18 protein-coding genes and 3 pseudogenes are annotated in these 21,242 nt (G+C 48.1%); 12 read left to right on the plus strand and 9 right to left on the minus strand.

The genetic code is table 11. The features are described 5' to 3' along the window. Positions 1–79: 79 nt before the first annotated feature. The 3 genes from KTH_RS07205 to KTH_RS07215 all read left to right on the plus strand — a co-directional run bounded on the left by KTH_RS07205 (position 80) and on the right by KTH_RS07215 (position 2,813). On the plus strand, positions 80–502 hold the full coding sequence (locus KTH_RS07205) for a hypothetical protein (RefSeq protein WP_497617524.1): 423 nt from the start codon (positions 80–82) through the stop codon (positions 500–502). A gap of 99 nt (positions 503–601) precedes the next feature. After that, positions 602–1,723, plus strand: coding sequence for a winged helix DNA-binding domain-containing protein (locus KTH_RS07210; RefSeq protein WP_497617526.1), 1,122 nt, complete (start codon positions 602–604; stop codon positions 1,721–1,723). Positions 1,724–1,961: 238 nt separating this feature from the next. After that, on the plus strand, positions 1,962–2,813 hold the full coding sequence (locus tag KTH_RS07215) for a hypothetical protein (protein WP_137686400.1): 852 nt from the start codon (positions 1,962–1,964) through the stop codon (positions 2,811–2,813). A 290-nt stretch (positions 2,814–3,103) separates the two neighbouring features. Here the strand turns inward: KTH_RS07215 and KTH_RS07220 are convergent, their stop codons facing one another. Then, entirely contained in the window at positions 3,104–4,342 is a 1,239-nt protein-coding gene (locus KTH_RS07220; protein ID WP_111321736.1) for an MFS transporter, read from the minus strand. Between the two features lie 165 nt (positions 4,343–4,507). Here KTH_RS07220 and KTH_RS07225 point away from each other — a divergent pair, with 165 nt between their 5' ends. Together KTH_RS07225 and KTH_RS07230 are read left to right on the plus strand one after the other, a co-directional pair. Then, the gene (locus KTH_RS07225) at positions 4,508–5,401 is read left to right on the plus strand and encodes a LysR family transcriptional regulator (protein ID WP_111321734.1); all 894 of its coding nucleotides are present in this window, start codon (positions 4,508–4,510) and stop codon (positions 5,399–5,401) included. A 179-nt stretch (positions 5,402–5,580) separates the two neighbouring features. Further along, complete coding sequence (locus tag KTH_RS07230; RefSeq protein WP_111321732.1) at positions 5,581–6,300, plus strand: CPCC family cysteine-rich protein; 720 nt, start codon at positions 5,581–5,583, stop codon at positions 6,298–6,300. A gap of 53 nt (positions 6,301–6,353) precedes the next feature. Here KTH_RS07230 and KTH_RS07235 read toward each other — a convergent pair whose 3' ends face one another. After that, a complete protein-coding gene (locus KTH_RS07235) occupies positions 6,354–7,115 on the minus strand; it encodes a glucose 1-dehydrogenase (protein ID WP_111321730.1) in 762 nt (253 codons plus the stop codon). Between the two features lie 329 nt (positions 7,116–7,444). Between KTH_RS07235 and KTH_RS07240 the strand changes: the two genes are divergently transcribed. Beyond that, a complete protein-coding gene (locus KTH_RS07240) occupies positions 7,445–8,332 on the plus strand; it encodes a Vgb family protein (protein WP_497623196.1) in 888 nt (295 codons plus the stop codon). Between the two features lie 548 nt (positions 8,333–8,880). Here the strand turns inward: KTH_RS07240 and KTH_RS07245 are convergent. Together KTH_RS07245 and tnpA are read right to left on the minus strand one after the other, a co-directional pair. Beyond that, positions 8,881–10,098 (minus strand): annotated as a pseudogene (locus KTH_RS07245) (RNA-guided endonuclease InsQ/TnpB family protein). After that, positions 10,099–10,494 (minus strand): annotated as a pseudogene (gene tnpA, locus KTH_RS07250) (IS200/IS605 family transposase). It abuts the pseudogene before it with no gap. Positions 10,495–10,959: 465 nt separating this feature from the next. Here tnpA and KTH_RS07255 point away from each other — a divergent pair. The 3 genes and pseudogenes from KTH_RS07255 to KTH_RS07265 all read left to right on the plus strand — a co-directional run. Next, positions 10,960–11,121, plus strand: a pseudogene (locus tag KTH_RS07255) (MerR family transcriptional regulator); the annotation flags it as partial. A 96-nt stretch (positions 11,122–11,217) separates the two neighbouring features. Then, positions 11,218–12,159, plus strand: coding sequence for a ParA family protein (locus KTH_RS07260; RefSeq protein ID WP_497623198.1), 942 nt, complete (start codon positions 11,218–11,220; stop codon positions 12,157–12,159). A 3-nt stretch (positions 12,160–12,162) separates the two neighbouring features. Then, on the plus strand, positions 12,163–13,188 hold the full coding sequence (locus KTH_RS07265) for a ParB/RepB/Spo0J family partition protein (RefSeq protein WP_497617529.1): 1,026 nt from the start codon (positions 12,163–12,165) through the stop codon (positions 13,186–13,188). A gap of 159 nt (positions 13,189–13,347) precedes the next feature. Here the strand turns inward: KTH_RS07265 and KTH_RS07270 are convergent, their stop codons facing one another. The 3 genes from KTH_RS07270 to KTH_RS07280 all read right to left on the minus strand — a co-directional run bounded on the left by KTH_RS07270 (position 13,348) and on the right by KTH_RS07280 (position 15,668). Continuing rightward, positions 13,348–13,743, minus strand: coding sequence for a VOC family protein (locus KTH_RS07270; RefSeq protein WP_497617530.1), 396 nt, complete (start codon positions 13,741–13,743; stop codon positions 13,348–13,350). 146 nt (positions 13,744–13,889) lie between these two features. Next, complete coding sequence (locus KTH_RS07275; RefSeq protein ID WP_497617532.1) at positions 13,890–14,480, minus strand: GNAT family N-acetyltransferase; 591 nt, start codon at positions 14,478–14,480, stop codon at positions 13,890–13,892. 228 nt (positions 14,481–14,708) lie between these two features. Continuing rightward, positions 14,709–15,668, minus strand: a complete 960-nt coding sequence (locus tag KTH_RS07280) for a zinc-binding dehydrogenase (protein WP_111321718.1) — start codon at positions 15,666–15,668, stop codon at positions 14,709–14,711. Positions 15,669–17,362: 1,694 nt separating this feature from the next. On the opposite strand from KTH_RS07280, the gene KTH_RS07285 reads away from it, so the two are divergent. From KTH_RS07285 to KTH_RS07295, 3 genes are all read left to right on the plus strand, one after another. Beyond that, entirely contained in the window at positions 17,363–17,782 is a 420-nt protein-coding gene (locus tag KTH_RS07285) for a PadR family transcriptional regulator (protein ID WP_281279030.1), read from the plus strand. A gap of 99 nt (positions 17,783–17,881) precedes the next feature. Further along, on the plus strand, positions 17,882–18,907 hold the full coding sequence (locus KTH_RS07290) for a PP2C family protein-serine/threonine phosphatase (protein ID WP_111321714.1): 1,026 nt from the start codon (positions 17,882–17,884) through the stop codon (positions 18,905–18,907). Positions 18,908–19,083: 176 nt separating this feature from the next. Next, positions 19,084–19,932 carry a GNAT family N-acetyltransferase gene (locus KTH_RS07295; protein WP_111321712.1) on the plus strand — a complete coding sequence of 283 codons (849 nt, stop codon included), beginning with the start codon at positions 19,084–19,086 and terminating at the stop codon, positions 19,930–19,932. 159 nt (positions 19,933–20,091) lie between these two features. Here KTH_RS07295 and KTH_RS07300 read toward each other — a convergent pair whose 3' ends face one another. Together KTH_RS07300 and KTH_RS07305 are read right to left on the minus strand one after the other, a co-directional pair. Then, positions 20,092–20,289: a hypothetical protein gene (locus KTH_RS07300; protein ID WP_111321710.1), complete on the minus strand. Its 198-nt coding sequence runs from the start codon at positions 20,287–20,289 to the stop codon at positions 20,092–20,094. An 81-nt stretch (positions 20,290–20,370) separates the two neighbouring features. Beyond that, positions 20,371–20,763: an HAD family hydrolase gene (locus tag KTH_RS07305; protein ID WP_111321708.1), complete on the minus strand. Its 393-nt coding sequence runs from the start codon at positions 20,761–20,763 to the stop codon at positions 20,371–20,373. Between the last annotated feature and the right edge of the window lie 479 nt (positions 20,764–21,242).

Below are 21,242 nucleotides of genomic sequence, written 5' to 3' on the forward strand. Positions count from 1 at the left end.
TTATAATGATGAATATTGCAGATACAGCAGACTGAAAATGGTCTTCAGGTGATTCGTGAAAAGGAGTGGAGGATAGACAATGCAGTGCAATGTACGTGTGGTTCGTGGTATCCTGATCAGCATACTCCTCTGTTGCATGTTTCTCTTCTTGCCTGTCTCTTCTACCTCAGCGCGGGAAGCTCGGCCTGCCACCGATTGCTACGGTCAAGCGGAGACATTCAGCCATAACGCGGCAATTGTTTTTGCGTATCCAGATAACGCGGAAAAGTGGCTAAACACCTCTCCCTATTGCAAAGACATTAATCTCAAGCTCTCGAAATTTGCTCATCCTTTTCATGTGCGGGTCTGTTTTAAGCGCACCAATGAGTGTACCGACGCAACCCATATAACCGAAGAGGATCACTGGTATGTGCTGGCAACGTCGGTGCGCGATGAAACCAATTACTTCCTGCTCTTTACCGGAGATACGGAAACAGCCATTGAAGGCATGGTAGCGGATTGACACCTTCAAATGAGCCAGGATCAGGACGACTTTTGACCGGATTGGGTGGTATTCTGTGTAGAAAATAGCTTCTATAACAGGGAAAGACGGTGTTAAACGATGATCCAGGCAACACGTACACAGGCACTCGCATTTCGCTTGAGCAGCCAGAATCTCTTGCAACGGAAACCGGTAGATAGCTTGCTCGATGTCGCGGCAGTGTGTGGCATTCGCAACACGCCACCGGGCTCGGCGCTCTTAGCCTTCCATGCGCGTCTTGAAGCGTTTTCGCCAGATGCTCTTCAGCATGGGCTCCTTGAAGTGTACAGCGTGCGCAGCTCACCCTTCATTGTGCCAGCGCAAGATATGCTCATCTTTACGCTGGGCGCGCTCCCGGCAGACGACGCTTCATTGCTCACACAGCTTGTAAGCCTTGCACCAGCGCTTCAGGAAGCCAGAATACCGGCGACAGCGGCACTTGAAATGGCGACTCAGGCAGCTATAGAGGCTCTTGGAACGGAAACTCTCTCAAAAGCAGTGCTCAGTCAGGCGATCACGCGCCGCATTCCTGAAACGCTTTCGCCCTGGTGTCGGCCCTGCAACGCCTTTCATGTGAACGAAACGCTCTTTCGTCTGGCTGGCGTCAATGGAGCTTATGTTATCGCACCCCGGGCAGGTCGGAGCATGGCCTTTCAGCACCTTGAACCAGACACAGAGCGAGATCGTGTAGCTGCACGCCAGGAACTCCTTCGTCGATACCTGCGTGCCTTTGGTCCGTCAACAAGCAGCGAGTTTGCCCGCTGGGTTGGTATCTCCGTTGCTGAAGCGGAGGCATCTTTTCAACGTCTGGCAGTGCAACTTATTGAAGTTTCTCTAGATGGGCGCCGCACCTGGCTGCATGCTGACGATAGAGCCGCTTTTGAGCACCCGACACAACCCGAAGGGGTTCGCCTGTTGCCTGCTTATGATATCTATCTTGACCAGCCCGATCGCTCAACATTAGTTCCTGAGCTCGCTCACCAGAAACGAATCTGGAAAGCGCTTGGCAATCCCGGGGTTGTGTTAGCCGACGGCGAAATTGTTGCGACATGGCGCGGTCAGAAGAAGGGAAAACGTCTGCTTGTTACCGTCGAACCGCTCTGGGTGCTTTCCCTTGAGACACAGGCAGAGATTGAAGCCGAAGCCAGCCAGCTTGCTCCTTATCGGGATTGCACAACAGTAGAGGTCACCTTTCATTCCTGATGCTTCTTGCAAGCACATTGCTTGTATACCTGTTTCTATGGGGATAGAAAGGAAGTTCTAGCCATTATGGTCTAAAGAAGGACACTCTATTTGCTACTTCCTCTCTACAGTGATACTGTTGATTGTAACAAATAGAGATGTTATCTGCTTATGAGGTAAAAGGTTGATGATCTGTCCGAACTGCAATTTCCCTAAAGAAACACATGAGGTTATCTGCCCACACTGTGGCGCCTCTTCAATGGCATATGGAAATAATCAGGCAAGCCAATGGAACGCAGGCAATGCATCGAACAATTTCGCTTTTTCGCAACAGCCAGCAGCAACTGCACAACCCGGTTCCTGGAATGCACAGCCAGCGCCAAACGCACAAAGTTATTGGAGTGTTGAGCCGGAGCAACCTCAGGCTCCTTCACAACTTCCAATCGCGGTGGCGAATGGTGGTCCTGTATCGATGGTACCGGTACAGCGCGTCGAAGAGATATTACCGGCGCTGCCAGAGGAAGAGGGATCTGTCTACATTCCTCAGATGTATACGAAGCCGCGCCCGGTTATTCCCCGACGTCGCATTATCAGCGGGTTCCTTAGCATGCTGATCGTCACGCTGCTTCTGTGTGGTGGTGCAGGCTACTATGCAAAGGTCAGCGGCATGCTGGATAACATTCAGCGCTTCATTGGCATCTCTTCGCCTCCACCAATTCAGCCAGCATCAGCACAGAAAAATATTCCTGATCCTAAAAAGCGTGAGCCAGGACCAGCAGCGAACATGGTCGACCTTGCCGTCTTTGCCTCAACAACCACCGAAAACGGCAACCCCGGCGTTGTCGGCGATACCTTTGCCCCTGGAACCAAGTTCTACTTCGTTACAGGAATTAAACTGGACAAAAACCCTGCAACCATCACCATCAAAGTGTACACAGATGGAGAGATCTTTAACGAAGAGACTCGCCAGACAAAAACCACAAAAGACGGAGATCGACAGAATATCGTGCTCCCGCTCATCTTCGATACACCGCTATCCGGACAGGTCGAAGTATACTGGAACGGAAAACTCGCCCAGAGAAGCTACTTTGCCGTCAAAACCACACAATAACATCGAAAGACTGGAATGGTTTCGCGAAACCGGAATAGATCATCCTCCTTCCGCTATGAGCTTATAAAAAGACACGCTATGTCAACCTGATAGAAGTGAGATCAATACACAAGAGCTGAAAAGCAAGCAAAGTCGACGCGAAAAAAAGAAGTGGTCCCTCGCGTTCTTGCCAGGAACAGCAGAAACGAATGACCGCTTCTTTTTCTACCTCGGGAGTCTCTCCGCTGCAACCTCGATCGAGATTCCCCCCTCACACGGCGCTTCTACGTCTTCCCCGATTACGCTTTCTGCTATCGGTTTCGCGGACGTGGCAGGCCAACCGGAGCCGCATGCCGTTCCAGTGATCGGGCACTCATCACAAAGGGCAATACCAGTGTCAGTATCAGGCAGACCAGCGCGAACAGGCCTATCTCGCTGATCACACCATTCCAGCCGAACGAGCTCCAGAAAAAACCACCACCAGTATTACCAACGCTGGAACCAACATAATAAAAGAACAGGTATAAGGCCGAAGCATATGCCTTGCCGCTTCCAGCGCGTTCACTCACCCAACTACTTGCGATCGCATGACCACCGAAGAAGCCGAACGTCAGTATCGCCACACCAAGCAGTTTCAGCCAGAGGTTCATTTCCAGCGTAATAAGCGCTCCAATACCGACGAACGCAACACTCAGCACCAGTACGCCCAGTTTTGACCAGCGATCGGCCAGGCTGCCCAACCACGACGACCCGAACGAACCAACGATATAAATGCTGAACAGCCAGCCGATAGCGCCCTGACTCAAATGATATGGGGCCTCTTCAAGCTGATAGCCCAGATAGCTATACAGCGTCACGAAACATCCCATCAAAAGGAACGCAATACCATACAGGCAGAGAACACTCGGGTTGCGCAACTGGCTTGCTAGACCGCGGAAATGCTCGCGCACAATAAATGGCCTGGCGACAAAATGCCGCGATTCCGGTAGTTGTTTCACAAACCACCATGCACATAACAAACCCAGTACACCCACACAGAACAACGCCACACGCCATGAAGAAACATCCGTAATCAGGGAGACAACAATGCGCCCCGACATCCCTCCAACCGCATTCCCTCCTATATAGATTCCCATTGCAGAACCAAGGTGCCGCGGGTGTATCTCTTCTCCCAGATATGCCATAGCGATCGCAGGCAAACCAGCAAGCACAATACCCGCAAGTGCTCGAAAGAACAGCAGATAGGCAAAGTTCGGACTGAATGCACAGGCAATGGTCACTACAGCAGCCGCGAAGAGCGAAATAGTCATGATTCGCTTTCGACCAAGAGCATTCGAGAATGCTGCGGCAAACGTTAGCATAATTGCCAGCATCGCCGTCGTTACCGAGACTGCCAGACTGGCTGTCGCAGGTGGAATTCCAAACTCCTGGGTATATCGCGGTAACAGCGGCTGTGTACAATACAATACAGCAAACGTCACCAGTCCACCAATGAAAAAGCAGACATTCACACGTCGAAAAGCCGAAGTTCCTTTTTCAATGTACTCCATTCACATTCCCTTCACAACACAGAATAAGTTCCACGCGTTCCCTCTCATGAACGCCGCGATATCAGGTACTCACATCATGTATCGTATCCCCTCCTATTTATGATGTTCAATATATATTTTGCTATAATTTCTATACCTCACAGCTATCAATTCAGGAGAACGGCTATGGATTTTCAGCAACTCAAATACTTTCAAAGCGTTGCACGTCTGGAACACATGACACGAGCGGCACAGGAGCTCTATGTTGCACAACCATCCCTGAGCCGAGCAATAGCGCGACTTGAAGAAGAATTAGGTGCTCCCCTTTTCGATCGCCAGGGACGACACATTCGACTCAACATTCTGGGAAAGACGTTCCTGCAACATGTAGAAAAGGCCTTCGCTGAACTGGAAAAGGGACAACGAGAAGTGGCCGACCTGGCCGGGATCGAACGAGGGCAGATCGGGGTTGCAGTACTTTACACGGTCGGAGCCCAACTGTTACCCGAACTCCTTCACGCTTTTCGCAAAGAACACCCGGGAGTGCGTTTCCAGCTCTACCAGAATGCCGCGCATATCATGGCCGGTCAACTTGAACAGGGCGAAATCGATATGTGTATCACCTCACCGCGTCCTGAGAGATCGGACATTGCCTGGACGCCACTCATGACGGAGGAAATAGTGCTGATAGTACCGCCAGATCACAGACTTGCCAATCGAGAGAGTGTCGGCTTGCACGAGGTTTCAGGGGAGGATTTTATAGCCATGAAGCGAAGTCACGGGTTGCGCGAGATGACCGATCAGTTTTGCCGTCAAGCAGGCTTTCAACCACGCATCACCTTTGAAGGAGATGAACTTGCTATAGTGCGCGGTCTCGTTGCAGCAGGATTGGGCATCGCAATGATTCCCGCCCTGGCACTCCGCGGCATTCCAGAACCAGCAATGATCCCGCTGCATATCAGTGATATTCCCTGTCAGCGCACAATCGGTCTGGCCTGGATGCAAGATCGCTATCAGACAACCGCAATGCGTATCTTTCACGATTTCGTCATCTCCTACTTTGAGCACATTCGTCCTTAAAAAGGACGTGTATATAGGAAATACGCAGCAAAATCCACATCAATAGAAAGAACGCCCGAGGAGTACTGATACCACCGTTATTACGACTTTGGTTCTATAGATATAGAAATTTCTTCCTTTTTATCGTATAATTCGAGAAGAACGAAAATACTTTCATTATAAGAGAAAAGAGAAGCAGCATGACCAAAACACGGAGATTCTCCTGTCCTTGTTGTGGCTTTCTAACTCTGAGAGAACCGCCCCCGGGGGGTTACGATATTTGTGCAGTTTGTTACTGGGAAGATAGTATACCGGGCCCACTTGCTCCTGACCGTCCGGGAGGCGCCAATCAGGTCAGCCTGAGAGAAGCGCAACGAAACTTTATCCTGACAGGTGTGGCAATGCCCGGCTGGCGACGATATGTCCGTGCGCCTCGCCCTGAAGAAGTCCCTGTCTGGAAAATCAATCTTGAGCAAGCCAAAGATATCGTCCAGCTTGACGGTCCAGAGCGACGCACAAACTACTGGCCCCTTTCTCTCGCGCTCTGGCTTCTTGACACTCCCGAACCCTGGTTGAACGAGAAAAACGAGACCGAGAAAACGCACGCTATGGAATTTCGTCTCCTCGCTACCTATGTCAATGGATATGCACGATACGAACCCGGCCAGCTCACTCGACCACTTGAAGATGCAGAGTTTGAGCAGCACTGCTCAAGATATACAACGCAGGAACTTCTCGACTCGCTCTTTATCGCCCTTCATACAGAATACTCTAGCGAGACACGCTTGCGTGAGATTCTACAAGAAGTAGTACGCCGTTACCGTTCAGAAACCCCTCCGACCTTTATTGCTCAAGGATTGCCAGCCTCCGTAACCCCCACGGACGACCCGGAAGCACATACTCCACCGCACTCAAAATAAAGGAAAAGAGCCGTCGTACCGGGCGGCTCTTTTCAAACAATGGCGATACTTTCTTATTGCAGAGTAGTCCCACCATCCAGCACGATATCATGGCCTACAGCAAAAGAAGCTTCAGGCGAACTCAGCCAGAGAATCGCACTGGCAATCTCTTCCGGTAAACCGATACGTCCAAGGGGCACACTCTCTGCAATGCGACGCGCCTGCTCTTCGTCTGTTTCAGATGGGCGCTTCGACATATTGGTTTTTGTTGGCCCCGGGCTGACCGAGTTAATACGAATCCCATGCTTGATATATTCCAGCGCAGCCGCTTTCGTTAGTACCTGTACGCCAGCCTTTGAGGCAGCATAAATAGCGATTCCTGGCTTTACTCCAGGCACTCCGATATTCGATCCAATATTGACAATAGTTCCTCTTTCGGGCTGCTTTAACATCTGCTGAATCTCATATTTCATACTCAACCATGTGCCCTTCAGATTCACATCTATTATTGTATCCCACGTCTGCTCGGTTGCCTCTGCGAGCGGTCCCAAGGAGAAAACCCCGGCGTTGTTTAACGCGATATCCAGCCGGCCATAACGAGCAACAATTTCCTCAATCAAGCGCGCAACATCAGCTTCGTTCCTAACATCAACCGGGATATAGGAAGCCGTTCCACCATCTGCCTGAATCAGAGCAACCGTCTTTTCCCCTTCGCTTGCCCTTCGTCCTGCGACAACGACCGAGGCTCCCTCACGGGCAAAAGCACGTGCTGCCACCTGACCGATTCCCGAACCACCGCCCGTTACAAGTACGATTTTATCAACAAATCTTTGCAATTCTCTATTGGCCTTTCTCTCATAGGATAAGGAATATTCCAATTTTTTCTGTCCTGATTATAATACAAATTAAATTGGACTGTCAAGCAGAGATTCCGTCTGCAGTGCATCCTGTATGCTTCATAGAGCATGTTTGACAGCGTATGCTAGGATAGCAATAGCCTGACACGAAAGCGAGAAAACCCTTTCTATGTAGAAATAGCCCTTCCTTTAACTTCTCTCAGAAAAGTCCCTTCCGTCTGATCCGTAAGGGCCAGAAAACGTTGTTGGGCTTACTTCCCTCCTGAGCAAACCGTCATATACACACAAAGATGGAGCAAAACGTGTCATTGAAAGCACATATTACAGAATATATAGTTCCCACTCCCGATACCGGGCCATATGGCGTTACAGTAGGGCCGGACCGGGCCATATGGTTCAGTAAAGCGCGTCATAATAGCATCGGAAGAATCACACTGGATGGAACCATCACCGAATATGCAGGCCTTGCCAGCGCTTCAGGCAGCCTGCTGCTTACTCCAGGGCCAGACAATGCTCTCTGGTTTACCCCGATCCAGGCAAACTGCATCGGTCGCCTCACAATGAGTGGAGAGGTCAGCGCATTTGCTCTACCTACACCCAACGCAGGACCATATGGGATCACAGTTGGACCCGACAATGCTCTCTGGTTTACTGAGAATCAGGCAAATAAAATCGGGCGCATCACCCTCAATGGAGATATCACTGAGTTCGCCATTCCATCAGCCGGAGCGTTTCCGGCCTATATAGTGACAGGACCAGATGGAGCCCTCTGGTTTACTGAGAATCAGGCAAACAAAATCGGGCGCATCACCGTCAATGGAGATATCACCGAATTCCCACTTCCATCCCCTGATGCGGGACCAGTTGGCATAGCTGTGGGCCCAGATAAGGCTCTCTGGTTCGTTGAAATTATTGGCAATCGCATCGGGCGAATTACACCTGATGGAGACATTACCGAGTTCCCGTTACTTGTTCCTGAAGCTCGCCCACACGCGATTACACCTGGTCCTGATGAGTCACTCTGGTTCACTGAGTGGAAGAACAACAGCATCGGACAAATCACTGTACATGGTGACATAACCAGCTACCCGCTGTTGACTCCCGATGCGGAACCGCATGGCATTGTAGCGGGACCTGATGGAGCACTGTGGTTCGCAGAAGAAAAGAACGCTATCGGAAAACTCGCTCTCTCATAAAAGCGATGAACCTGTACATGTTTTATCGTATGACGTGTACAGGTTCGCCTTCCCAGATAGCTCGCTACAAGCTTCCTATGATTGCGTCTATCTCCCCTTCCCATGTCACCATTTTATTTCTATGATAGGGTTCTAAACTGAAATAATTTGGCATAAGAGAAAGCTTCTTCGCTGACATCGCTTTTCATATTCACAGCGTCAGCATGTATTCCTCGGAACCTCTTTAGCAGGCCCGAAAGACGCCATATAAGCGAGAGAATCCGGCGGCGTCCGGCATCTCTGCACACCCCTTGATAACGGTCGGGCGCATTTCTGCCGCACTATACACAGCCCTTCTATTCTCATCAGTAAAATCGCCTATCACTTGTTGAGTTTTTCATTACATAACTCGTCCTCTACTATCTATCGTCGTGTAGAAAAATGACAGCCAATTGTCGCTTGACAGAGATGTACAAAAGCACGAGAAAAGGCAGCGATGGGAATGGTTTCGCGAAACCAGATAGAGGAATGCTGACACTCCCCGCCTTAAAAAGACGGGGGTTCTTCTTTCATCCAGCTCGCTTGCCCGTCGCCCTTGTGGAGCGGCGAGTAGAGGCGGTCTGTCCAGAAGCGTTTTGCACACGCACGGCTGTGCTGGTTCCCGTATGCCCTACGGTACCGTTTAGAGAGTATTGGAGTGCTTCACGCAGGATATTCAACGCGGCATTATGATCACGATCCAAAACAATACCACAACCAGTACAGATGTGTGTACGAACAGAAAGAGACTTCTGAACTTTCATGCCACAATCAGAACAATTCTGGCTGGTGTATTGAGGTGGAACTGCAATCACAGGGATCTCATGCAGAGCCCCGTAGTAGTTCAACCAACGAATGAAGGTTCCCCAACCAGCGTCATGGATCGATTTGGCGAGTTTGCGGTTCTTCACCATATTCTTGATCTGAAGGTCTTCATAGGCAATCAGGTCGCAAGACGAGACATACGCGTTTGCCGTCTTTCTGGCAAAATCCTCACGCTGCCGTTGGACTTTCAGATGCTGTTTGGCAAGTGCTTTTCGGGCTTTCTTCCTGTTAGCCGACTTCTTCTGTTTGCGAGAGAGGCGTCTTTGCAGACGCGCAAGCTTCTTTTCCGCTTTGCGGTAGTGGCGGGGGTTCTCAATCGTATTGCCCTCAGAGTCGGTCAGATACGCTTTCAGTCCGACATCAATTCCCATCTTCCGACCCGTTGGAACATGCTCGACTTTTCGCTCAGTCTTGAGGCAAAATTGTGTCTAGTATCCATCTGCTCGTCTGACGAGACGAACACGCTTGATCGCTTTGATGGGAAATGTTTCGATGCTTTGCTTCTTGTTCCCAACCAATTTGAGACGTCCAATTCCACAGCCATCGGTGAAGATGATGTGTCGGCCATCAGAATCAAGCTTCCACCCACTGGTTTTGTACTCGACGCTTCGATTGTTGTGTTGGAACTTGGGATAGCCCTTCTTGCCAGGCTTGTTGTTCTTGCAATTCTCATAGAAGCGGGAGATCGCGAACCATGCACGATCAGCTCCGGCTTGACGGGCCTGGGAGTTGAGTCGAGAGGCGAAAGGGTACGCTTTGGCAAGCACGGCGCAGTTGGTCTGCACGTCGTTTTTGGAGGTGCCACGCTGCTCCATCCACAAGCGCAACGACTTATTACGGATGAATTGGACAATCCGGATGGCTTCATCAATCGCCGCGTATTGCTGCCTGGTCCCGCTCAACTTGTACTCGTAGACCAACATTCAGCTTTTACTCTGTCTTTCAATATACTTTTGAAGCACTTCACTACTGACATTGCCCGCCGTGCTAGAGAAAGTAGATCGTGTCCACATGGAAGGCATCCGCTTAAGATGTTCAAACTCTTCTCTCAAGAGATGGGACGAACGCCCTTTGATCAATCTGGCTATGTCAGTCGGCAAGGTGTACGGATTGGATTGGATGAACAAATGCACATGGTCTGGTTGAATGGCAAGCTCAATGATGTGCCATCCCTGCTCGTCTACGACATCCTTCATGATCTGTTCCAGGCGATCTTTCACAGGACCACCAAGAACTTTGCGACGCCGCTTGGGGCACTAGATGATGTGGTACACAATCAAGTGGACCGTGTGTTGTTCGTATTGATAATCCACGTCAATAGTATACCATGCATTGACACTTCATGGAAGAGCCATTCATCCCCGCCTTCAAAGGACGGGGCTTTCTGGCTCGCTCACGGTAAGCACTTGCGAGTCAGCACAAATAAAACCGGTTTCGCAACGTTAGAAGCAAGCAACAAACAGCCAGTAGTACAGCACCAGGTTAGTGGAAAGCAATCAGATCACAGGCTACCGCATATAAAATCCAGGAGCACAGCCATCATAATTGGCAATCCGCTTAACCTTTCAATTTGTCATAGAAAACTGCAAAGATGCATATTCTTCATATCCCTGGAAAGAAACTATAGGACATTTTTCACTTGAAATAGGACTGGTAAATTTTTCCTTGCTCGTCAGGTATAAAACTGCTATAGAAGCGGATTCTCGAATTCAAGTAGAGCAAAAATCCCAAAAAATCCCTACAAAATGTAGTCAAACATAATCAAACAGTGTACAATGGTAAGCATGGAAGAGAAGATCTACAAGCCCAGGGAATTCGCTCGCTTAATTGGACATTCAGTCTTCACTCTGCAACGTTGGGACCGCCTGGGAATACTCAAGGCGAAACGAAGCCCAACAAATCGGCGATACTATACGCATCAGCAATATTTAGATTTTCTTGGAAAGCGCGAGGCATACCCGCACAGCGAAGATCCCCACCTGGAGGAAAGTGCATATACAGCACAATCCTCTCACTATCACGCATTTCAAAGGAGGAAACAGATGAGAATTATCACCATCTACAACAAAAAAGGGGGAACAGGAAAAACCAGTTGCGCGACTAACCTGGCTGCGAATCTGGCTGCTCTTGGTTTCAAGGTTGCATTGCTCGATGGGGACGAGCAGGCAAACGCAAGTATGCTCACGCTTCCACATCGATATCAACGTCCTACTCTTACTCATGTAGTCAGCGAGAATGTGCCACTGCTCGACGCAATGTATCAGGCGCGCCGTAATTTATGGATCGTTCCAGCTGATATGCATCTCACCCGTGCTGTAGAGTATATTCATGGGCAACAGGATTTTGATGTTCTCTGTGACCGCGTTGATGACCTACAGGCTGATCTTGAAGAATCAGCCAGTGAAGAGCTTCCCTGGTGGAACAAGCCAGAAGTACGACCGCGCGACTTCAAGATAGAGCCAACAACTCAAGAAGAGTTTCATACCCATCCGGATTATCTTGACTTCCTCATTTTTGATAATCCCCCCAATCCTAACGCGCTCACAACAGCAATGCTCTATGCCAGTCAGGAAGTGCTCATTCCTGTTGAGCTAGAAGAGTATGCTTACCAGGGACTGGCCCAGATGTTTGAGGATATTCAGCGCAAATTCCGGCGCCGCCAACAGAAACTGAAGATCACCGGTATTGTGCCTTTTAAAGTCAACCATACAGGCGCTCTCACGGTTGACTATCTCTCAAGCGTCTGGCGCGCATTTCCCACCCTGACTACATTCAGCGTTCATACGGACAAGACTATCCCAAACGCACAAGCGTATCAAAAAACAAGCTTTGAGGAAGACCGCTCCAGCCGCGGTGCAAAAGAACTGTTTGCTTTGGCACTGCGTATCGCTGGATATCAAGGCAAAATCGTAGGTTTCGATGACTGTAAACACTGTGCACATGCTCGCGAGCTTGCACAGCAAGCAGAGGTAGTGGAGGTTTAACATATGCCAAAAAAGGGACGACCTGCTCTCGACCCATTGCAGCAAATAGCGGTATCGGGCTTCATCGGATATGTTGATGATGACGAAGAGGTGCGCGCACCCTCTGATCCTGGTGTTATCTGGATTGAGATTGATCGCATTCACGATAACCCTTTTCAGCACGCAGAAGAAATAAACCCGGCAGACTTTCAAAGCCTTGTTGCTTCAATTAAAGCAGATGGGTTCCAGGGAGCATTAAATGTCAGCCCATTAGCAGAAAAAGAAGGCCATTACTTTCTGACAGGTGGCGGACATCAGAGGCGTGATGCAGCACGTGAGGCGGGTCTAACAAAAGTACCGGTGTTTGTTGAAGATCCACCACCCTCCCGACTCAAACAGGCTTTTCGGGCTGCTCGTGAAAATGGAGCGCGGGTAAATACCTCTCCGGTCAACCTGGGTCATCTCTATCAACACATTATGGATGAATTTCACATGACTCAGGATCAGGTAGCCCAGATGGTCCATAAAGATCGCAACCATGTGAAATTGTGTCTGATGGCTGCCCGCTCACCTGAGGATATTCAAGAGATGTTGAGACGTAAGCCGGATAGCCTGCGCGCGATGACGTATTTCCGTCGGCTAGAAAGCAAGGAAGATCGGGCTCCGATCATGCAAAAGTTCCTCGCTGGCGAGCTGACTACGGATGGAGTTCGGGCTGCCGTTGAAGTCGTGCTTACGAGACAGCAGCAAATAACCGCAGTCGCAGAGGCCTCGACTCATAGCCCCCAAACGAAGCCGACGCCAGAAGCTGAGGTCGAAAGCAAAAAGGAACCTGAAAAACCGCTTACTGAAAAAACTGTACCAGCTTCACCTGAACAGCATTCGCTTGCAGCAGAACGAATTGGTAAGCTCCATTCGGTCGAGAGGCGCTTCCATGCTTATCGAAAAATTGCGATACACCATCTCCTCACAGAGGAAGAACGGGTCCTTCTGCAAAACATGGCGCAAGCGATACAAGAGCTTCTCGGTGAGGATTCCTCAACCGAGTAAGCATATCGTATCGCAGCCAGAGAGTACAAAAGGCCGAAGCGATGCCAGTGCGGAACACAATGATCGCCTCGGCCTTATTTGAGCTATTGTTCCCTCAACTACACATGATCCCTTCATTCCTTAGCAGGCAAACATGTAGCGGAGGTTTCTCCGCTCATTTTATATTTCAGAGGACAAAGGGCTATAGAACTCGATCAAATAGCCATTCGGATCATAGACATGGGCAGAGCGAGCATTCCACTCCGGCCTATCTTGAGGTTTCGCCACTACGTTCAATCCCTCTCGGACGAACTGCTCATACGTCGCATCAACATTGTCTACAAGAAAAACAAGAACGGTTTGAAGCTCCTGAGCTTGTCGCGCAAGCAGAGGATCACCCATAGTTGCAGCAAATTTGTCTCGCTTGTAAAGTTCAATTCCAGCGCTGTCTGTTTTAAAGTATGCGTAGCCCATCTCTTCAAGCTTGTAGTCAGGGGAAGCTTTCAGTACATATTTCCAGAACTGAACAGACTCCTTATAATCGTTGATCAGCAAGCGAATATTAATGAACTGCATTCCCAATCCTTCCTGATATAGGAAATCTATTCGTCTTTCCCACAATATACAATCAAGTCTTCCTGTATTGTATCTGCTATATAGGTGAGCAATGACCCTAAATTAAGTTAAAAAAATACATACAAGCCGGGTAACTTGGAGCAATATTATTTAGACAACTTTGCTTCAAGTTTTACCTTTACATGGGGCCATTCTGTATCGAGAATGCTATACAACACACTATCTCGTCTATAGCCATCTGAGAGAATACGATGCTGACGCAGGATCCCCTCCTTTATCCCACCGATACGCTCAATGGCTCGTTGTGATTGAAGATTACGTACATCTGTCTTCAGCTGTACTCGGATGCAGCCAAGCGTCTCAAACGCATGTCGAAGCAAGGTATATTTGCACTCTGTATTAATAGAGGTGCGTTGTGCGAGAGGATTCAGCCAGGTCCAACCAATTTCCAGCCCTCGATTCACGCGATCAATATCCAAGTATCTGGTAGAACCAACTATACAATCATGTTGCAGGCTTACAATAACAAAGGGCAAACTGGTTCCTTCTTCCTGCTCTCGTAGAGCTTGTTTCACCCATGCTTGCATACTCTCAAGAGATTGACCCGCCTTCTCAGGTAAAAAAGTCCAAATAGCTTCATCCTGAGCTGCGTCAAACAATGCCTCTACGTGATCCAGATGAAGGGGCTCCAAGCGAGCATACGTTCCAGATAAAGTGATAGGGGTAATATTCATCATTTTCTCCTTCGTCAACACGAAAAGCCATACGCTCCATCGAAAGTACGTGTTTAGCATTGTAATAGCGCAAGACTGTTCTATAAAGAGCCAATTCCCTTTTAAGCATGCAGACCAATCAGAAGAAGAGAAACAAACGAATTTCAAGATGCAAAGAAAAGCCGCTCATCTTATCTATAGGAAAAGAGATAGAAGGATAAGCGGCTTTCTACAATAGTTCCTACGCAGATCTCATTCGATCAGAAAAGCGATTTTGCCAAATTGTTCACCTGCTTGCATTCGCTGAAAGGCCTGCCTGACCTCCTCAAGTTTATAAGCTCGATCAACAATTGGACGCAATCGATGCTGAGTAACGAAGCGAAGCAAATCCTGAAACTCTTCCCGACTTCCCATTGAAGTAGAAAGCATACTCCACTGTTGGAAGAAGAATGTACGCAAAGGTATCTCTACTCTATCACCAGTTGTTGCCCCAAACGAGACAATGCGGCCCCCCTCACGTAAGACAGAGAAGTATCGTTCAAAAATGGCGGAACCAATACTCTCAATAATGACATCCACTTTTCTACTCAAGTCCCATTTCCCGCTACTATCAAAGGCAGAATCCGCCCCTAACCTCAAAGCTTGCTCTCGTTTTTCAGCACTTCGCGAGGTCACGGTTACATATGCTCCAGCAGCCTTTGCAAGAAGCAGAGTGATAGTTGCCACGCCACTCCCAATGCCAGGAATTAAGACATGCTCACCTGGTTTCACGCGAGCACGGGTAAACAGAGCTCTATATGCAGTTAATGTTGCGAGTGGCAATACACCTGCCTCTTCCCAGGAAAGATGCTTCGGTTTGAGTTCAACGTTTTCTGCTGGAACAACGATTGTTTCAGCAAAGGTCCCATCCAGAATCTCAGGTACAGCTGGCACCTCGGATGCTTTTTCCCAGCGCAAACTGGGATTTAACACTACTTCATCCCCCACATGTATATTTGTCACTCCTTCCCCAACTGCTATAACAACACCTGCACCATCTGACCCTGGAAAGAAAGCTTCTTTCTTCGATTCTAAGAGAAATAGATCCCGATGATTGATACCCGCTACTTTTAAGCGCACCTGCACTTCTCCGGTGAGTGGCTTCTGCTCTTCTACCTCCTGTAAATGGAGCCCATCTATCTGGCCAGAACCCACATACACTACAGCCTTCATCTTTCAGATCTCCTTACAAAAAGATAGTGTTATTACTAAAGTAATAACATCTGGAAGCTACTCGTTATTTCGTGCTTTATTACCAACGCATGGGTCAACATCGAACTCAGCCAACTAGAGTCAGCAGTAAAGTAAATGGATGTACGTCAGAAATGAAACAAGCTATAATTTCGCGAAACCATAGCTGTGGGGTTCAGACTAAGGAATATAAAGGACAAAGGAGAAGGGTGAGTATGGGCATAATGCTTGATTATCGCCGCTTCCAGTCCTCTTAAAAGTTTAAACTCTGGTTTCGCGAAACCGCTATTCTCTATAGCGAATACTGCTAATTTGCGTTTCTAGATATACCCGAGACTTTCTGGTTTCGCGAAACCAAGATCTTTGCAAATTAGATCAAGATTACGTTAGTCTGAACCCTACAGCTATGGTTTCGCGAAACTATAGCTTGTTTCATTACTCGGTAGGACAAAAGATAAGAAACAAATATTGTGCCATGAAGTTAGAAGCCAGTCCCATCTCGGCTCCATCGATAGCAGACTATAAACACTACATAATATTAAATCGCTCCAACCCCAGAATTCCAGTTTCTGGTTTCGCGAAACCACTACGCGTCTTAAATCTTATTAGAATTTGCAGGGTGGCCTGGATACATCTAATATCTTAAAAGCTTGTTGTGAATGGCAGAGGAAGTAAAAAGGCATTCAGCATCTTCAATGCGTTCTAAGAAAGAACATGACCAAAAGGAACTTGCAATATACGACGCAAATATCTTCATCACAATACAGCCTGTGATAATTAATAAACATTATCACATCTCTTTGCCAGATACGCCTGTGAAGCTCAGGCACAGATCACACCTTTTGCGTGCGGAAGAGTTCACGTTAGTCCTTGTGAGCCTGTGGTACTACTTCTAATCCAAACGGGACAGTTTCCGCTTCACTATACAGTAGCAGCGTCCAACCAGCCCAACGACATCACACCACTGCACCTCAACTGGCTCATCCGTACCGCCTGCCTGGCCGGATGCATTTGAAGTAGGTATGGGGAAGCAACTCTACAGCTGTCTCTTTCAATTGTTGGTTTCGCGAAACCACTGTTCTCTAGCTTCTCTTCTATAAATCTTTACATGAATTCTTACAGATAGAATATTTCCTCACTTATAGACATAGCAGATCCACATGTTCTTCTGTTAAAAAAACTATTGTAGTATACAAAAACAGGGTCAAGAACTGCCAGAGATAGAAAACGAAAAGAAGCTTAAATGCTCCTGTCCGCTACCGGTTTCGCGAAACCAAAGCTTCATCGTTTTGGTAAGCGTAACTATCAAGAGTAACTATCGGAAACGAGGTGGTTGCGGTGGTTTCGCGAAATCAGATGTCACTATATGTCACTATAAAAGATTGCTCTAACGACTGGCGCCTCTTAACCCATTTTGAATAACGTATATATTACTGACTTTATAGAATGGGATTACTATCTGATAAAATCAGACTAGAACGAAATACTTCTATGTCACAGACAAATAATAGATATAAAAATGGTTTCGCGAAACCAGGGTTCTCTTTGTGACATTGGACAAATATTCTGGTCCTGGACAGCATTCTCATTGAGAACTTGACAAACTATCAAATACAAAGCTATACTATCGAGTACAGATATATCCATTGCGGATATATACAGCTTTAATATAGCAAGTGCAACAAACTCTGGCACATACGCTTATCTGCGAGGAGTCCGATACAACGAAAGGAGGTCATACTATTCATAGCCGAAAAAAAGATCCCGAAAGCCTTTTACCTCTTACGCCAGCTGTCTTCCATATCCTTCTGGCTCTCAGCGATGGCGAACGACATGGGTACGGGATTATGCAAGAAATTGCAGAGAGAACCAAGGGCACAGTTCATATGGGTCCAGGAACACTCTACGGATCACTAAAACGGATGCTATCGAGCGGGCTAATTGAGGAAACAGGAGAGAAAGCAGACCCTCAACACGGGAATGAACGCCGTCGCTACTATCGGCTTACAGGCTTTGGACAACGAGTGCTTCATGCTGAAGCAGAGCGGCTCGCACAACTCGTTTCCATTGCACAGCTAAAACACGTTCTCGGTTGAGCAGAGTCAGCCATTTATCAACACTCCAATGCTCTCAATTGTACAACTACATCGTTGAGCAAAACAGCGTATCACATACCATGAAGGGAACCTCAAAGCATGCAAACATCTCTCCAATTGCTCAATTGGTCTCAGAAACTCTATCAGCTACTGCTCTTCGCTTATCCAAGCTCATTTCGGCAGGAGTATGGCGCCGAAATGCAGCTTACGTTTCGTGATTGTTGCCTGGAAGCGCTCCAAAGCGATGAATCTGGTACGTTTTTCCGTTTCTGGTGCCTGGTCTTCTATGATTTTGCCAAAAGTATCACGGTTGAATATGCACAATTACTCAAACAGTTGTGGTCAAAGGAACAGACATATAGCCCCTTCCAGGTCCAGATCGCATCGAACACAGATATCGGGTTAAAACGCCAGGTGAACGAAGATAAGATGCTCTCCGTTATCCCGGAAGAAAGTAACCTGCGAGAGAAAAAAGGAAGCCTTGTCGTAGTCGCTGATGGTATGGGTGATGATAATGCTGGAGCGAGAGCAAGTGATTTAGCTGTTACAACAATCAAAGAAGTTTATTATAATACCAATCAGAATATTGCAGACTCGCTCGTCCACGCCATCAAGCTCGCAAATCAGAAAATCTTCCAGGTCAATGAGGTTGAACGCCAGAAAGATACCAGAACACTGCCCAAAAGTATGGGGACTACCTGCGTTGCAGCAGTCATCAAGGATAATTCCCTCATATTAGCTAATGTCGGAGATAGCCTTGCCTACCTCATTCGAGACCAGCAGGTACATCAAATAGCAGAAGATCATAGCTGGCTTGCAGAACAGGTTCGTCAGGGCAGAATGACAGCCGAGGAAGCCAAAAAGAGTACCAAAAATCGGAATATGATCATCCGTGCCCTGGGTACTCAGGCCGATGTCGATGTGTATGCAACAACGGTTGATCTTCAAAGCGGTGATACACTGATCCTCTGTACTGATGGTGTGCATACACAGGTCAGTGAAGAAGAAATATATACTATCGTAACTCAATATCCTCCACAGGAAAGCAGCCGATACTTGATTGAGCGTGCAAATGAGAATGGCGGCCCGGATAATAGTACAGCCATCGTGGTACGAATCGACTAAAAGAGAAAGGCTGCCTGTCGGTTCGCTCCACAGGCAGCTTCTCCCATATTCTCACCTCTCCATTCCTACCTCTTGGTCATCTTAGTAGACAAAAGGCTTTCCATCATATATTCTGCAAAACAGAGGTAAGATTGAAACCAATGCCGGCCAGCAGTCAAAAGGAGTAAAATTAATCGATGCAAACAGATGAGCCTTTATATGATGCACTCACTATTCGGCCTGCAACCATGATAGACCGAGAGTTAGTGCGTCAATGGGCAATCCCAGCAAATGGAGAGGCGTGGGTTGCTCTTTCTTTCGATGGACAGCCCATCGGGTACGCAGAACTACAAAGCTTTCCTGTTCTACAGCAATTTGTCCCGAAAATCTGGGTTCGTCCGGATATGCAGGGACGCGGTATCGGCACACGACTGCTACGTGCTCTGGAAATACACCCCGGGACGCTTCTCGCCCAGGTTTGGGAGCATGAAAAAGCAGCTCAACGGATGCTGGAAAAGGCAGGCTATGAGCTTAGCTCCATTTTTCAGGTTAGAGAACTGGACTTGAACGGGCCGCCAACGCTTGCTGAACCTATACCAGATATCGATATTCGCCCATTTGTAGTAGGTTGGGATGAACAGGCCGTCTACGAAGCTGATGAGGAGGCATTTTTAGATGAGCGGGGTAAGGAACCCCGTACATACGAACAGTGGTGTCGGCGCTTCCATATGAATGAGCCTCACTTTAATGCATCGCTGTGGCTTGTTGCCTGGGAACACCTTACTATTGCAGGCTGTTGTCTGGGCGAAATCGTGAATAATGTTGGCGAAATCATGCATCTTGGTGTTCGGCGTCCCTGGCGTCGGCGAGGCATTGGAATGCAGCTTTTGCAACATACACTTTCGGCATTCTATCAACGCGGTATCTCCACTGTGCGTCTGAATGTTGATAGCAACAGCCAGACGAATGCACATCAGCTTTTTGAGAAAGCGGGCTTTCAGGTAATCAACTCCTACCTGAACTACAAACGCACAGTCCTGGCATAGAGCAACTCTCGATCTCTATAGGGAAACTATTCATATATATACCCTTCCAAATTGCACAATGACCAGATCGCATCAGAGCAGGGAATAGAGCAACTTCAGGCCACTCATTCCCTGCCTCATTGAGGCGCTATCCACTCTAATAAACAACAATCACCTTAATCACATCGTAGTGCACAGAATATCAGGTGTTTCCGCACTCGTTTTACTCTGGAAACGGCTGAGCAATACAGGCAGTCCCTCATGCTCACGCTCTGATCCTGCGTGCCAGAACACAAACCAGGCTCTCTCGCCCGTTAACAACATATCCAGAGTATAGTGACGCGTCGGCGGCAAACTGACAACAGCCTCGCTCAACATCTACTTCAGACTCCTTTTTGTTCCTCTCTGTATATCGCAGCTTGCTCCCAAAACTTGACATCTTTTCCAGAAAAATGTGGTTCACGCCTGGAGCGCACTTTTCAGTTCAGCAATTGCCTGTTTTGTCTCACGAAAGAGAAGCGTATGCATCCTGAGGTTCCGTGCTGTTGCGAGGTGTCTTTTCTGATCATCCAGCACAACAGTCGCCTCGGGAGCCAGTGGCAAACGATCAAGCATGCGTTGATACAGCCGCGCATCCAGCTTCTCAAGTCCCTCTTCAACCGAAAAGAATATCTGATGCACCAGGGTATGCAGGCCGAACTTTCGCGTAACCATCGCATGCAAATCGCTATTTGAAAGTACAACAAGCGTATATCGAGAGCGCAGTGTACGGAAATAAGGAGCTAGTCCCTCGTTCAAATGCTCATCATCGCCGATATCGTGCAACCATTCATCCCATTGCGCTCCACTCAACCCGTACTGCTTCTGAACGGCACAGACACAGTAGTAAGGGAGCGCCCAAGTGCCTCTTCAAGCTGATTTGCAAGCGAGATAGTTCACCGCCAGGAAGCTGTAAAAGACACTCCCATTTCCGCCAGTCTACAATCTGCAACAATACGCTACCCAGATCTATCACAATAGCCTGTATCAGGCTTCTCATCACGAATTTTCTCCATTTCTCACACATAGAACACTTCTTATATAGTCTCAGCTCAGCAAAAGACAAACTTCAGCCAGATCCTCCGGTTTCGGAAAACCAGAATACAAAGCGCGTTCATTCTATTCTCCCAGGCATCGAGGTTTCTGGAAATACAGCACCCCACATGTATAGCTCTCTCATGTCTCGCTAGCATATCTCTCTATGAGAGAGCAAAGAAAGTTTGCCCATAGAGAAGCAAGCGAGCGGTTTACCGCTTTTATCCGTTTTGGCTCGCTGACAGAAGAACAGGAAG

This window comes from Thermosporothrix sp. COM3 (assembly GCF_059696735.1).

Coding starts and splice junctions, on each gene's coding strand:
- KTH_RS07205 (WP_497617524.1), top strand. CDS start 80: ATGCAGTGCAATGTACGTGTGGTTCGTGGTATCCTGATCAGCATACTC.
- KTH_RS07210 (WP_497617526.1), top strand. CDS start 602: ATGATCCAGGCAACACGTACACAGGCACTCGCATTTCGCTTGAGCAGC.
- KTH_RS07215 (WP_137686400.1), top strand. CDS start 1,962: ATGGCATATGGAAATAATCAGGCAAGCCAATGGAACGCAGGCAATGCA.
- KTH_RS07220 (WP_111321736.1), bottom strand. CDS start 4,342: ATGGAGTACATTGAAAAAGGAACTTCGGCTTTTCGACGTGTGAATGTC.
- KTH_RS07225 (WP_111321734.1), top strand. CDS start 4,508: ATGGATTTTCAGCAACTCAAATACTTTCAAAGCGTTGCACGTCTGGAA.
- KTH_RS07230 (WP_111321732.1), top strand. CDS start 5,581: ATGACCAAAACACGGAGATTCTCCTGTCCTTGTTGTGGCTTTCTAACT.
- KTH_RS07260 (WP_497623198.1), top strand. CDS start 11,218: ATGAGAATTATCACCATCTACAACAAAAAAGGGGGAACAGGAAAAACC.
- KTH_RS07265 (WP_497617529.1), top strand. CDS start 12,163: ATGCCAAAAAAGGGACGACCTGCTCTCGACCCATTGCAGCAAATAGCG.
- KTH_RS07270 (WP_497617530.1), bottom strand. CDS start 13,743: ATGCAGTTCATTAATATTCGCTTGCTGATCAACGATTATAAGGAGTCT.
- KTH_RS07275 (WP_497617532.1), bottom strand. CDS start 14,480: ATGATGAATATTACCCCTATCACTTTATCTGGAACGTATGCTCGCTTG.
- KTH_RS07280 (WP_111321718.1), bottom strand. CDS start 15,668: ATGAAGGCTGTAGTGTATGTGGGTTCTGGCCAGATAGATGGGCTCCAT.
- KTH_RS07290 (WP_111321714.1), top strand. CDS start 17,882: ATGCAAACATCTCTCCAATTGCTCAATTGGTCTCAGAAACTCTATCAG.
- KTH_RS07295 (WP_111321712.1), top strand. CDS start 19,084: ATGCAAACAGATGAGCCTTTATATGATGCACTCACTATTCGGCCTGCA.
- KTH_RS07300 (WP_111321710.1), bottom strand. CDS start 20,289: ATGTTGAGCGAGGCTGTTGTCAGTTTGCCGCCGACGCGTCACTATACT.